Raw genomic sequence first — 14,271 nt, 5'->3', positions numbered from 1 at the left:
ATTACTTTGATATGGCAGTTCGATGAATTAAATCTTACCCTACCTCAGATGGTGTCACTTTGTTTTCCACCTTATCGCTGATCAGGTAAGTCCTCTTGTCAATAGGTTTTGAGACGCGCTAACCCTGGGGTTCTACTTCCCAATCTTTACTAACTTTATGAGTCCAGCGTAAGAAATAATAGCTAGGTTCAGGTGCCAATTTTTTGATTAAATCTAACAATTCAGGTACTGGTAAAAATTTTGTGCTAACACCAACAAAAGGATTCATTTTGACCCCACAAGTAGACTACTCCAAGACCTAACGCCTCGCTCAAACAAATCATTAACAGTACCTTCTCGCCAAGTGAGTTGCACCCCAAAACCCAAATCCATTTCTTGTGCAGCAACAGGAGTATCTTGGCTATCTGGTTTTGTGAAACTATATAATTGTGCTTCTTCAGACTCTAAAAATTCTCCAGCACCTAAAAGAAAAGTCTTATTCCATTGCCTTTGACTACCGAAAGCGTTAATTTGTTGTTTATCTTCGGACAAAACGCAACCTGGATATTGCACGACAGCTGAGTTTAATTTCACTTGCACAGTACCTAATCCGCGAGATTTGGCAAAACCCAAACCAAACCAGCCATCATCCAAGTCTCGCAACACTAAACCAATTAAACCTAATTGTGCCAAAGTGAAGTTTTTCAAATGAATTTTTGTATGAAATTCTCCAGCAGTACAAACTTGATAATTGAATGGCCCGACTGCTACAGAACCAAATACTCTATCAATTGCTACACCATTACGTTCTTCAATTTTGAGAGGCTGAGATTTATCAGGATAAGCATCTTCAATTCTGACTCGGCTAGCAATGGAAGTATTGCCAAACATTTGGTCTGTAAAACTAGAGAGTTTGTAAATATCTGGTGCTGATTTTTTCTGGAGATAATCGTACTTATCACTCAACGGATCGTTAGCCCAAAGTATATCCGAATTATTTGGATCGCGTCTATCTTTACCCACCGTTCTCACAATCCGTTCTGCATGGGCGCGGATTGCACCTTTTAAACTGCTTCCTGGTAAATATATAGAACGTCCTCCAGCATGATAAGTTTCTACAAATTCCATATCAGGCTTTGTGGGGTCGGCTCCTTCTTTACCTGATTTTATAAGAATTGGCCCATCGGGAATGATACTTAAATCAATGGTGCAATGATTAACAAATTTTTTGTGCATGACTAGATTTAGTTGGGCAAATATACAGATTAAGCTGCTACTAAAGTATTTAGCTGTGCTTCACACTGTTGGAAGACAAAATTAACAGCGCCAAATAATTTATCTATTTCTTGAATAGTGTAATATGTGCTGTTTCTAGTAAATATTTCTGCTTCTAGCTTGCCAAATTGCCAGCGTTCGCCATTGGAAACAATGCCAAAAATCACTATTTGGTATTCTCCATTTAGTCTTTGAGCAGCAATCATTTCTGCTAAACATTGCGACCAGCCTGTTTCAAAGTTGTCTTGTTTTGCTTCAATTAAAATAAAGTATGGTTTATCAAAGACGACTTTACCCAATGGCGAACGTTTAGCTAAAATATATTCAGGAAAACCAGATAACTTTTCATCATAATTTAAAGATTGGTGACTCCATAAAAGAAAATGATTGCGATAAGTTTTCCAGACTTCTTTGAGTACGGGATAAATCAGATTTTCACAAATAGCAAACTCCGAGTTATCAACGACAGCATCCCGCATCATCAGTTCTAAATCTTCGCGGAAGTAATCAGGAATATTGAACTTAACTTCACTGATGAAATTTGATTCTGTATAGGTGACTTGAAATGCTTTGATAACTTCACCAATGGTTTTGAAACTACTGAAAGCCATATTGACCTCTTCAAGAATTTTGTGTCGCTTCGGTGGTGGAACTCGTAGGTATATTATCTCTTAAATGATTGATCAGCGAGTTCGTCCAATCTTGCTTCAAAGTTAACTGTTTAACATCTTGATAGCTAGGGAGTTTATCACCTGGATTGCTATTTACCAATTCTTGTAGGTAAATTAGTAATTTGTTTGGGTCGTTGTTGACATCCAGCCAATACATTTTGTCAATTTTTAGTTTAACGACACCCAAGCCACGCGATCGCCCCCCACCCAGAGGTATTTGTTCTGTCTCAAACTGGTGTAACCCAATCATCAACAGTCCCAATTCCCATTCCTCAGCATTTTCTACCACAGCCTTAAACTCAAACTGTGTCGCAGCCGGAACTACTTGGAAATCGTAGAGTTTACCATCTGCGGCTGTTTCGGTGTCTCTATCAATTGCTACACCGTCTCTTTCTTGGTATTGTCCAAACCAGGTATCAGACACTACTGTTAAATCCCGGACTTGGAATTTGCTAGCAATCCAAGGGGAACCGAATAAGCGAGAAATTAAGTCAGTTTCACTGATAATTTTCTCTGTGAGTATCTGATCTCTTCTTGCATTACGTTGTTCTTCTGGGTATTGCTTTAATTCCTCTTCTACTTCTTCTTTGATGCCATTGCTACCATTGAGACGTTGGTTTGTGATTGACCATTCTGCTTCTATAGCAGGATTAGCTGCTAAATTGAGATTTATACCTCTGAGGAAACTTTCTAAGCGCGATCGCAACGCTCCTTTAAAGCTCGATCCTGGTATTAATGGATTACCCAAAGCATCTTTAATTACAGGTAAATCAGAGCCTATGGGTTCACTAGAGCGACCCGCACTTATTCGTAGTGCTGTGATTGTGGTCAGTATGCCTGTAATTTCTAAGCGATTTTTGAATGTGTCAAACATAGTTGAATTAATTATTTTCTGCAAATTCTTTTTGTAGATGTAAGGCTATAGTATTTGTTTCTGCTTTGTTTCGCCCTGTCGTTTGAATACATAAACCTAATCCTTTATCCGTCCAAGTTAGAACAAACTCTACAACTCCATCATTAGTAGTCCGACGAATTGGGTTAGTACGTCTTGAGTTGAATGGAAGGGAATTAGTAATTTTTTTGACATAGGGAGAACGACAGATTTTTTTAGAAAATGCCTGGAGAATATCTATACCGTGATCCTGTCTCAAACTTATAGGTTTACGTTCTGCTTTAGTGTCATCTTGAGGGATTAAAGAGAGAATGCTATTTTCTTGTTTAGCAAATTGTAATCGGCAACGTTCATTAAATAATACTCCCATCGCTGAAAGACTGACTAAGGTTTTTTCCCCATCAGCTTCTTCATCAATGAGTGAATCCAGATAATTACTTTCTAAATTTTCTTCTATCTCTGACTTCTCAATTATTTGCTCACTCTCTAGATTTTCAAAAAGTAGATAGTTATTCAGCCAAAAAGCTAGATCCAAGGCGATAGGTTGCGGAGGAAGTTCAATCACCTCTGAAAATTTTTCAAACAAATAGTAAACCGGGATTTCTAATGCTTGTCCAATCATCCCAGCAAATGATATCTGTGCTTTGTAGCCACCAGTCGCATTAATATAGCGGTGTGCAGTTCAGTGAGATACAAAAACTTTGCTGAAATGATTTGACAGCAAGGACTTTGGTGTTCTCATCCAATCGATAACCGCTATAGCAATTGCTTCTGGGCTAAATTTTCTGACCTCATTACTAATTTCCCGGACAAGATTTTTTAACCCTTGCTGTTTAAAAGCTTTGACATCATCATCACGTAATCCTTTCAGGATACGTACTTCTACACTCTCAAAATGTAAAGGATTACTTTTTTTATTATCATAATATAACTTCAACAAATTCCCCGTAGTTTTTCCGTCATCCGTATCTGAAACTAAAAATATTAAACGTATACGTACCGCTAGTAAATTTTTATCACAGATGCTTGTAATTGAGTTAATTTCTGCGCCACATATACGATCTGAGTTTTTATGCTCAAGCAGTGATAAAGCTAACTGATTCCAGTTCTTAGACTCAAATAATTGCTTAATTGAATCTTCTGAATACTTGAGATTATTGAATAGACTAGTACCGACTGTACAAATAAGGGTATTTTTCATGTTTTTATACCTGAAATTTAAAAACCAATTTTTCTCTTTGCATATAAGCAAGGTATTGCAATTATGTTGCACCATCCCGCTTGTATTTCAAATGTCGTGCGCCATAGCCTAAATAGCGGCGAATCATTTCTAGCCAAATCGGTTTAAAGTCTGTTTGACAACACTCGGCAATTATTTGGGAGTTTTTCTTGATATTGCCATCAATGTGTTCGATGATTTTCTCAGCTAATGAATCTTTACCTCTACCCCATTTTTTATCTCTACCTACTTGATAGCGGATAAAGTTTTTAATTGCTTCTGCACTTTCAGTAGTATCAGAAACTCGCACTAAGTTACGAAATTGAGATTCTTCTAGGTCGCCATATTTTGTTTTATCTAAAGCATCTTGAATCCAGATAACTAGATCATCTTCAGTTTGACGGATTCCTTTTTGAATTTTAAGTTGTTTATGCTGCTCTGATAGATCACTCATTTAGCATTCTCCCGAAATACATTATGAAACTCATTGCAAATTTGTATTTGTCCGAAACCTTCAGAAGTGCAATCGCCTACTCCGTTCAGTTCCAAATCTTTAAGTTTATCAGTCCATTTTTTTTCGTTTTCTTTATTTATACTAAATAAATACACACAACCTCTGTTAGTTACTAATTCTATATCTTTCATCAATCCCCAAGCAGAATTCCAGCCAGAACGATAGTTATAACTACTGTAGGCTACTTCCAATTTGAGAAAATTATTTTTTTCTTCTTCATCGTTCAGTTGTGCAAATTCATCATCTAAATTTACAAATTCACACAACATTTTTGGAGAAATTACTGTAGTGCGTCGCCAATTTTCAGTAAGAATAGCATCAGCTTGTAGGTCTAGAGTAAAATAGGTACGATTATCTAATAGCTTATTCTCTGGTTCTCCAAAGACTAACCAGAGTTGCCAACGTGTTTCAAGCTGTTCATTGAATTCCTTAATTCTAGCTTTAGTTACAGCATCCTCATCGATTGTTGCTGTGATTTCAACTTTACCTAGACCCCGCGAAGTTGCACCACCTAAGCGAAATAGTTGAGAATTATGATTGATAAATTTTGTTAGAGATTTCGCTAATTCTGCATCCTTAACTAAAATTTCACTGCGGTAAACTACATGATGCCAATTTTGTCCTTGGGGAGTTTCTTGAAATGATTCATTTAAAACTTCAATACTATAAAGGATATCATCTTGAGATGTAGCTCTTTGGCGGTTAATTCCCACTCTTGTCAGAAAGCGAGTACTATTAGAATGACTGCGATATTTACCATCTTTGCAACTGTAAAAACCACTATAGGGTTCAACCCGTGCATCGGCGTTTTCTTTAATAGATTCTGGATCGCTAGGATCGTAAGGATAATTGAATGCATCTGCACAGAAGCGGTCAATTAAAGTATCAAAAACGCCGTTTTTAGGTTTAAAACCTGGATCTGTTTTAGAACTTACGGCTGTAGCTGGTAAGACCAGAATCTCGTCATTTACAACTCTAGAAATGAGGTCAGGCTTACTTTTATTAGGATTGGACTCATCTGAAATTTTAGCTACTGCTGGATAAGCATTTTGAAAAATCGCAGGTTCATCACCTAAAAAGAAGGCTTCAAAGTCGCCACCGTCTGCTGTTAAATTTTGTTCTGCTATCCGTGGTGTTTGCTGGTTAGATAGTTGTAAGATTTGAGATGCGATCGCACCGCGAATCACTGAACCTGGAATATGATCTTCAGCTTCACTCACAGAACCGGGTTTTTTAGCTGCGATCGCTAATGGCGATAAAGCTGTAATCTCTAATTTAATCCGCTTCATGACTTCATCTCCGGTATTAGCATTGTCCAAGCTGGATCATTTTTTGGTAGTGTTTCTAGTTCTTTCCAACTCAACCAACCTAACCCCGCAGATTTACTACCACCTAAAGCGTGAATATGCCGCAAGCCTGCTAAAATCAAAGCCTTGGCGTATGCTGGACAATCTGCTAGTAAATGAATATTCCCGATAAATTCCAACTGATTATTCGGGGGGGAAGTTTCTAGGAAATATAGTTTTTTCTCTTCTGCGGTGTGACGACGACGATTTATAGTTACACCAGGACGTATCACTTCTGGTAAATCCTCCTTTTGGATCTGACAAATCAAGTCATCAACTATAATTCGTGATGGCAATATGGGATTACCAAATATTTGAGAAATTAAGCAGTGATAGCCTTTGTAACCGTCTATTTGGTAAAAATTTAAAGATTGACTATTTACTCGTTCTCTGAGTTGTTCTTCTGTAGGACACAGTGTTTCAGCTTTTGGCGACTCAAAAATTTCCCATCCTAAGCCTCTAGCTAGCTTTTCACATTCATGGCGCAATCTTCCCTTGAGTTGAGAAGCAGGAATTAACAACTGTCCTTTAGCATTCCGAACAATAGGTTTGTCTGTAAGAGAACCATCAGAACCACCTGCACCGACACACAAAGCACTATCAATTATTGCTGTGAGTGGAATAGTTGTTACTTGACTTTGGGGTAAGTTTCGTAAATAAATCATGATTGCAATGTTTGTTGCTTTGATTTTGTCAGAGAGGAATTATTCTGTGCTTTGGCGATAAAGGGATATAAATCTACTAAATCTCGCCAGATAGTTTCGTAAGTGACTTTTTCTTTAGTTTCTTCTTTCCCCTCTTTCAAAGACATCCAAGGCGCAAGATTGCCATTATTATTATTTTGTTTTGGTTTGCACCATGCCTCTTCAAACTGTGTTTTCAGTAAATCCTGAGCTTTTTTGTCACTTAGCCGCACTCGAAAATAACGATAATTGAGTATAGCTGTCTGTTTACCTCGTTCTAGTAAACTACGGATTTGGTAAAGTTGCGATCGCGGAAATTCTGCATCTTTCAAAGCCTTTGCAGTTTCTAAAAGACCACCAAGTTCATGAAGCGTGTAAGGTGCAGCATACAGCTTTAATTTTTGCTGTTTGCTTCCATATTTGGTTAATCCGTTTGAGCGAAACTCGCTAATATTGGAAGAAATCATCGTTACAGATTTCATCACTAAAAAGTCTACTGTACCACCATAATAACCATATTTTTTCAGTTCTTTGGCCCCCTTTTTTGCAGATTTTAGTAGCTGATTAGTGAGCTTTTCTGCATAGTATATTGGTGTATCCTCAGCGGTTATTAGCACTCCCGTTGACATACTTAATTTACATTGAGACGATAGTGCTGATTGTGGATGGTAGCGATGATATAAGCAACGCTGTGGTATTTGGTAATCTTTTAAGTCAGCCAGTCTACGTTCAAATTCTTCACCGATGGTTTTCGCAATAGCTAGTGCTTTATCCGCTGGCACAATCAGCATCACATCATCCCCACCAATAGTTAAAATTTCAAAGGGATGAATCCAGCGGCCATTCCGCTGTACCTTATCTTGATCTTTAATATTCTTGAGTTGATGGGGATGTAGATGTTGAGCTAGTGCTTTATAAACTGATTGCTCAGTGGCTTTGAAAATATCATTACTGAATTGTTGATATTTCTGTGGAGTTTTAATCTTCTGGATGTAGCCACCCATATTATTACCATCAGCATAAATGTAAGCAACAAAACAATTCGGTGTACTCGCATTTCCAATTTCTATTAGAGAACGTGCTTCTTCTGGATACTTAACTCCGTTATAATATTGATTATCTAATTCATTTTCAACCAAAAAATCCTCAAACTTTTTCACCCAACTGGGGATATAAATTTGATTAGGTTTCCAATCAAAACCAGCTTGATAGTACCAATCTTGAGAGCTATCATCTCGTTTAGATATTTGTCCAACAATGCGCTTACGAGCTAAAGTTTCTGAAAACCAAGGTTCATTAGGAAGACCTTCAGCTTTCATTACAGATGATCTGCGATCGCCTTCATCTCTCTTTAAATAAGGGTGCGTCTCAAACATTGGCGGATAACGACGACTAGGGCAATTATCAAAATCATTACCGTTGCGTCGCTGATTGAATAGAGAAGCTAATTTTCCAGCTAATTCATTAAAACTCTTGCGTTCCTTAAAAGCTTGCTTTGAATCATTTACATCAGATTGATAAAAATAAGCTTCTATCAGTTCGTGCTTAAGATTACTATTATATTTTTCTAGCCAGAATGTTTGATCAATCTGATTGTGTAGTAAGCCAAAACGAATTTCTAGGGCTTTAAATTTAGCACCTACTGCACAGGAATTAGCAGTTAAAGTTTCCTCAGTATAGCGCTTTTCAATTGCATTCGCTAAATCATCTGCAAAATATCCTGGACAAAAAGCTAAAATATTACCACCAGTAGAATAGATAATTAATTCAGGAATCAAAGCTGCTTCTAAATCCGGGAAGTGCTTTTTTAGCCATTGAGATATTGAGATTGATTTAGGTACATTTCCATATTCACCAAAAAAAGCAGGTAAATCAATTAGGTTAATTCTATCAAGTAGTGCTGAAGCACCACGAATATCTGGAAGTTTAGCTGCTTCAAATACATACTGTTTAATCTTAGTTGCACCACCATAAACTAAGCCAATTTGAGAATCCCAGAGATGAGGATATTTCTCTGTTAACTGCTTTAGTTCTTCCACTGTATTTGGAAAAGGCAAATTCTGTAATTCTTGAACTTGTTTAACTAACTTTTGAAATTCTTCTGGTACTTCTTTTCCATCCTTTAAAGCTTGTCGCGTTTGCTCTAACATTATCAGATTAGGTGATGATCGCTCATCACCCCAAGCTAAACACCAAGCGATCGCAATCATCACAGAACTTGGATTTTCCATATTGCTTGTTCTCATTTTTACATACTCCTGCAATTGTCCTTACCCACTACCTCATTTGCGTAATATCTCTAAATAAAATTAGCGCATGAGTAGTATAAGATGCAATCAATTTATTTTTATCATCAATTTTTCCCTCTAAATCAATCATATTGAGAAGCAAACACGCATTTGAAACTTGTATTACTTTTTGTTGAGCAAATTAAATTTTCAGCTAAATTTAGAGACGTGTTGCCACATATTTGACAATTTCGTTGTTTTATGGTATAATAAGTCTGATTTTTTACACTTCCACGAATGCCTTTATCATACAGGTGAGTGGAAGGGGGGTCTTCCAACCTGTACAGTGTTTTTAATTATGAATTAGTAATTATTCGATCAACATCCTCACAATCCATCTGCACCACACAATTTCTTCCTTGTGCTTTTGCCTGGTAGAGTCCTTGGTCAGCAGCAGCAATTAAGGTTTCAGGAGATAATTGGCTATGAGGTATGATGGTTGCCACACCAAGACTGAGGGTGATGAATTCACTGACATCAGAATGGGGATGAGGCATTTTTAATACACTAACATGGGTCTGAATATCTCTTGCAACTGCAATGGCCCCTTCGATATCAGTATTCGGCAAAATGACTGCAAACTCTTCTCCACCATAACGAGCAACTAAATCTGCGGGGTGTTTCACTGTCTGAGAAATTGCCTTGGCAACCTGTCTGAGTGCATCATCTCCTGCCAGATGTCCATGCGTGTCGTTGTAGAGTTTAAAGTAATCGACATCACACAAAATTAAAGATAGCGAACCTTGCTCTCGTGCCAACCTTTGCCACTGTGCGTTGAATGTGTCATCAAAGCAGCGTCGATTTCCCACTTGGGTTAGACCATCCGAACAGACAAGGCGCTGTAATTCTTGGTTTGCTTGTTGTAATTGGTGGTAAAGTTCTGATTGCTGAATAGCGATCGCAGCTTGTCCCGCTAACTGGTTAAACAAGTTAATCTCCGATTGCTGCCATTGCCTGGCATGACGGCATTGGTGAGCAATCAATAGTCCCCACAACCGCTCTTTCTGCAAGATTGGCACAACAAGGTTTGCTCGGATTTGCAAACTCCGCAGGAGGTCAACATGACACGGCGATAGTCCCGCATTTTCAATGTCTTTGATCGCTCTAGTGTTACCTTGTTGAAAGTAAGCTGCACGGGTAGATTGAAAGCACGTGTCCATAACGTGAAATCCCAGAATGGACATGCACTCTTCTGCTAAGGATTCTACAGCTACTAACCCACTCCAGTCTGCCTGAAATTGGTAAATTATTACTCGGTCTACCTCAAACAGTTGCCGCACTTCATCTGCTGTGGTTTGCAAAATCTCGTCTAACTCTAACGATTGTCGAATTCGCTGCGTCACAGCCGCAACAATTCGCTCGGACTCATTTTGGTGTTGGACATGCCGCTCAACCAGCTTACAATCTGTCGATGCTACATTATTTGATGCGATCGCCTCAAAGTGAGGGGTTGTGGTGACAGGCACTGCACTAGGTTTAGCAATCAAATAGCCTTGGGCAAGAGTTGCACCTCTTTCTCGCAGCCAGTTCAGTTCTTCAATGCACTCAATCCCTTCAGCAACAGTCTGGATGTTTAACTTTTGCGTAATCTCTAAAAGCTTCTCGGTAATCGAGGCTTTGTACAGGTTTTGATGCACATCTCGAATTAACTCCATGTCCAGCTTGATAAAATCTGGACGTAACTGATGCAGCAAGTTTAGGCTGGAATAGCCAGAACCAAGATCGTCAAGGGCGATTAAAAACCCAGCATCTCGGTAATATTGGAGGACAGCTTTCAGGTGGGCTAAATCTTGAGGATTGTCTGATTCTACGACTTCAAAAACAATCCGATCGTGGGAGATGCCTGCTTGGTCAATTGCCTCTACTGTACTACGTAGGCAAAAAACTGGGTCATAAAGTGAGGTTGGTGCAAAATTGATGAAGATGTGCCCACTTACTTGATGGTGGCTGATTTGAGCAATTGTGCTGAGGCGAGCAATTTGGTCAAGTTGGGGTATTAGTCCGGCTTCGGTTGCTAACTCCATAATTGACCCTGGTAGCACTAAATTGCCTTGTTCATCCAGCCCGCGCAAGAGCGATTCATATCCATAAATCTGCGATGTATCTTGAATTGAGACAATTGCTTGAAAGTAACTGGTGAATCGTTCCGTTACCAACATTTCAACCAGCCAGTCAGATTGGTTAAATTTAATGAAGCGTTGTAATGAGGTTATATCACTAAAATCGTGGATTTGAGGTTGGATAGCACCTCGAATGAAAAGGACTTGCGTCTCTTTTAATTCTCTCGGTGCTAGTAGTTGGGCCAGGTTACGGGCAATTTCTTGAGCCTCTCCAGGTCTACAGTCCAAACTCAAACCTGGACGCTCGTGCATCAATTCATACTTTAGGGCAAACTTCTTTAGGTAGGAGGTGACTTTTTTTAGGGTATGTGGAACGGGGAACCAGAGAAAGAGCCTGCCTGCTTCCTTAGTCTGGCAGCGTGCAACATTGCGACAAGCACAGGTTTTGGAGATCGGACATATTTGGCTCATAGCTAACTACTTTTTTAATCTGATTTGTTCTATTATTCCCACTATTTTTAGTGTAAAAGATAAACTATGCTTCAAATACATGAAGATTTGATGAGTTCTGTAAATTGAATAATTTAGTCTATCAATTAACTCAATAGTATCTCTATATTTTTATACTAAATCCTCAAATAATTGCCTATTTTTTTGTGAAATGAAGCAAATTAATGAATAGTTAGATTAAGAATTTAAGTTATGAAATAAAGGGGAAAATCAGCTAGGGGAGGAAGATTTTTTAGCTATATTAATTTATATCATGTCCGGTTAATTAGTTATGATTCCCACATCTGTGCAAAAATCGGAAAACCCTCTTTCCCCCTGCCCCCAGCAAGAACTCCGGTCTTCATGATAAGTCCTTAAACGGACATGATATTATCCCTATCGCTAGATAAAAAATCTGAAACTATAATTTTTAATAATTTTTATGAATATACCTGATAATGCCAAAACACTCTCGATCGTAAGGGTGTTTTTTGAATGGTTTTTGGAACTCAGACATTCCCATTCCTGCCAATCAGAGTTGCAATTGCGTTGACTAACTCCTCTGGTTCAACGGGTTTAGACAAATGCCTTTGAAATCCTGATTCAAGTGCTTGTTGTTGGTTGATTTCTCCAGCATAAGCAGTTAAAGCGATCGCGGGAATCTGTTTAGCTTGCAATGCCTGCAATGCTCTAACTTGGCGCATCAGCGTATAGCCATCTGTCTCTGGCATACCAATATCACTGAGCAAAATATCTGGTTCTGACTCAGCCAATACTTGCAGTGCTTCTTTTGCTGATACCACAGCAATTACCTTTGCTCCCTCTTGTTCTAGCACAAATGTGTGGAATTCACGGGTATCATCGTCATCGTCTACAACTAAGATTTTGATGCCTGTAAGGATTTCAGTTGTAGAAGAGTCATTTAAACGATTGATATTTATCTGTTCTTTTGGAGTTAATTCTTTTTTGATGAGGGGTAGCCTGACCGTGAAAATAGCTCCTTGCCCTTCCCCTAAACTTTCTGCCCAAATCGTACCACCATGTAATTCTATCAAATGGCGGACAATTGCTAACCCTAACCCCAGACCACCAGACCTTCGGGTTGTGGTGCTATCAGCCTGACGAAAATATTCAAACACATAAGGGATAAATTCCGGGTTGATCCCCTTACCTGTATCGCTGACGGTAATCTGAGCTTGAGTATCAATGCGCTCCAGTCGAATAGCAATTTTTCCCCCTTCAGGAGTGAATTTGACAGCATTCGATAACAAATTCCAGATTACTTGTTGTAAACGACCGGAATCACCCAAAACGTGCGCTAAAGAAGCATCCAGCATTGTTTTAATTTGAATATCTTTAGCCTCTACTGCCAAACGCACTGTCTCCAATCCCGCCTCAATTACCAGCACTAGGTTGACAGGAAACATATTAAGGTTGAGCTTGCCTTGTAAGATTCGAGAGACATCGAGCAAATCTTCAATTAGTTGCGCTTGTAATTTAGCATTCCGCTCGATGGTTGCAATCGCTTTCTTGATCTCTGCTTGGTGAAATTCTCGGGTTTGTAAGAGTCTAGCCCAACCAAGAATGGGATTGAGAGGCGATCGCAATTCATGGGAAAGTACCGCCAAAAACTCATCTTTAATCCGGTTGGCTCTTTCAGCTTCAGTTCTAGCAGCTTGCTCAAGTTGCAGGAGGCGATCGCGTTCGGCTTCTGCTACTTTGCGTTCTGTAATGTCAATTACTGAGCCAATGTAACCTTTAAATTGACCGTCCACCCCAAACCAAGGATTAGCAGCATCGATTGTCCAGCGATACACACCATCTTTGCGCCGTAAGCGGTACTCCATACGAAAGGCCGAACAGTAACTGTTAGCTTCCAGAAAAATATTCTTCGCGTCATCGTAATCTTCTGGGTGTACGGCGTTCAACCAGCCAAATCCCAGACCCATTTCCTCAGTTTGACCGGTAAAGTCGTACCAGCTCTTACTGAGATAGGTGCAGTAGCTAGCGATATCTGTTACCCAAACCATGAAAGGGGCATTGTCAGCCATGTTGCGGAACTGTTCTTCGCTTTCACGAAGTGCTTTCTCTGCTTGTTTGCGATCGCTAATCTCTGTAACAAAGATGCTTATTCCTTCACCAAAGGGGTAAAGGCGATTCTCAAACCAGCGTTGCCAAGGAGCATGAAAGTATTCAAACCGAACAACTGTCTGTTGGGCGATTGCCCGATGAACCTGAGTATAAAACTCGGTTTTAACCAGATCGGGAAACACTTCCCAAAGGATCCTACCTAGTAAATCTTCCTTTTGGATGCCCACAACATCTGCTAGGCGATCGTTGACAAAGGTATAACGCCACTCCCGATCCAACACATAAAACTGGTCTTGAATGCCAGCTAGGACAGTCTCTAAGTGGGCTTTTGCGACCTCAGCTTCAATCCGTAACCCTTGCTCTCGTTGCATTGCTTCCTCGCGGAGCCGAGCCATTTTTAGGGCTGCCTCCACCCGCGCCAACAATTCCCGAGCTGAGAACGGTTTAATTAAATAATCATCGGCTCCCGCTTTTAACCCTTCCACCCGTGCTTCTTCGCCCGCCCGCGCCGACAGCAAAATGATTGGAACTTTTCTCGTTTGCGGATCGGCCCGTAATTCTTGCAGCAGTCCAAAGCCATCTAATCCAGGCATCATTACGTCCGTCAGTACCAAGTCTGGGACACGCCCACGAGCAGAATCCAAAGCAGCTAAACCGTCTGCGACTGATTCCACCTCATACTGCTGACCTAACAGGCGCTTGACGTAATCACGCATATCTGCGTTATCATCAGCCAGGAGAATTCGGGGGAAGGAGTGGAGGGG

10 protein-coding genes and 1 pseudogene are annotated in these 14,271 nt (G+C 39.7%); all 11 read right to left on the bottom strand.

The genetic code is table 11. From position 1 onward, the window contains the following. Positions 1-118 precede the first annotated feature (118 nt). A complete protein-coding gene (locus CDG79_RS43015; RefSeq protein WP_189525236.1) occupies positions 119-268 on the bottom strand; it encodes a hypothetical protein in 150 nt (49 codons plus the stop codon). Further along, positions 265-1,215, bottom strand: a complete 951-nt coding sequence (locus tag CDG79_RS34790) for an RAMP superfamily CRISPR-associated protein (RefSeq protein WP_094346175.1) — start codon at positions 1,213-1,215, stop codon at positions 265-267. Before CDG79_RS34790 ends, CDG79_RS43015 begins: the two co-directional genes overlap by 4 nt. A 29-nt stretch (positions 1,216-1,244) precedes the next feature. Continuing rightward, on the bottom strand, positions 1,245-1,865 hold the full coding sequence (locus CDG79_RS34785) for a hypothetical protein (protein ID WP_094346174.1): 621 nt from the start codon (positions 1,863-1,865) through the stop codon (positions 1,245-1,247). 10 nt (positions 1,866-1,875) lie between these two features. After that, positions 1,876-2,799, bottom strand: coding sequence for a type III CRISPR-associated RAMP protein Csx7 (gene csx7, locus CDG79_RS34780; RefSeq protein WP_094346173.1), 924 nt, complete (start codon positions 2,797-2,799; stop codon positions 1,876-1,878). Positions 2,800-2,806: 7 nt separating this feature from the next. Further along, positions 2,807-4,018 (bottom strand): annotated as a pseudogene (locus CDG79_RS34775) (hypothetical protein). A gap of 61 nt (positions 4,019-4,079) precedes the next feature. Then, the gene (locus CDG79_RS34770; protein ID WP_094346172.1) at positions 4,080-4,490 is read right to left on the bottom strand and encodes a hypothetical protein; all 411 of its coding nucleotides are present in this window, start codon (positions 4,488-4,490) and stop codon (positions 4,080-4,082) included. Then, positions 4,487-5,839 (bottom strand): type III-D CRISPR-associated RAMP protein Csx10, encoded by a 1,353-nt coding sequence (gene csx10, locus CDG79_RS34765; protein ID WP_094346171.1) that lies wholly within the window; start codon positions 5,837-5,839, stop codon positions 4,487-4,489. The genes CDG79_RS34770 and csx10 overlap by 4 nt, the downstream gene beginning before the upstream one ends. Next, positions 5,836-6,561, bottom strand: coding sequence for an RAMP superfamily CRISPR-associated protein (locus tag CDG79_RS34760; protein WP_094346170.1), 726 nt, complete (start codon positions 6,559-6,561; stop codon positions 5,836-5,838). The genes csx10 and CDG79_RS34760 overlap by 4 nt, the downstream gene beginning before the upstream one ends. Beyond that, a complete protein-coding gene (cas10, locus tag CDG79_RS34755; protein WP_094346169.1) occupies positions 6,558-8,810 on the bottom strand; it encodes a type III-B CRISPR-associated protein Cas10/Cmr2 in 2,253 nt (750 codons plus the stop codon). The genes CDG79_RS34760 and cas10 overlap by 4 nt, the downstream gene beginning before the upstream one ends. Positions 8,811-9,163: 353 nt before the next feature. Continuing rightward, positions 9,164-11,398 carry an EAL domain-containing protein gene (locus CDG79_RS34750; RefSeq protein ID WP_094346168.1) on the bottom strand — a complete coding sequence of 745 codons (2,235 nt, stop codon included), beginning with the start codon at positions 11,396-11,398 and terminating at the stop codon, positions 9,164-9,166. A 527-nt stretch (positions 11,399-11,925) separates the two neighbouring features. Continuing rightward, on the bottom strand, positions 11,926-14,271 hold a 2,346-nt coding region (locus tag CDG79_RS34745), incomplete at its 5' end, for a hybrid sensor histidine kinase/response regulator (protein WP_143855667.1).

This window comes from Nostoc sp. 'Peltigera membranacea cyanobiont' 232, assembly GCF_002245985.1.
GTDB lineage: Bacteria > Cyanobacteriota > Cyanobacteriia > Cyanobacteriales > Nostocaceae > Nostoc.
This window is presented reverse-complemented; position numbering and strand designations above follow the sequence as displayed.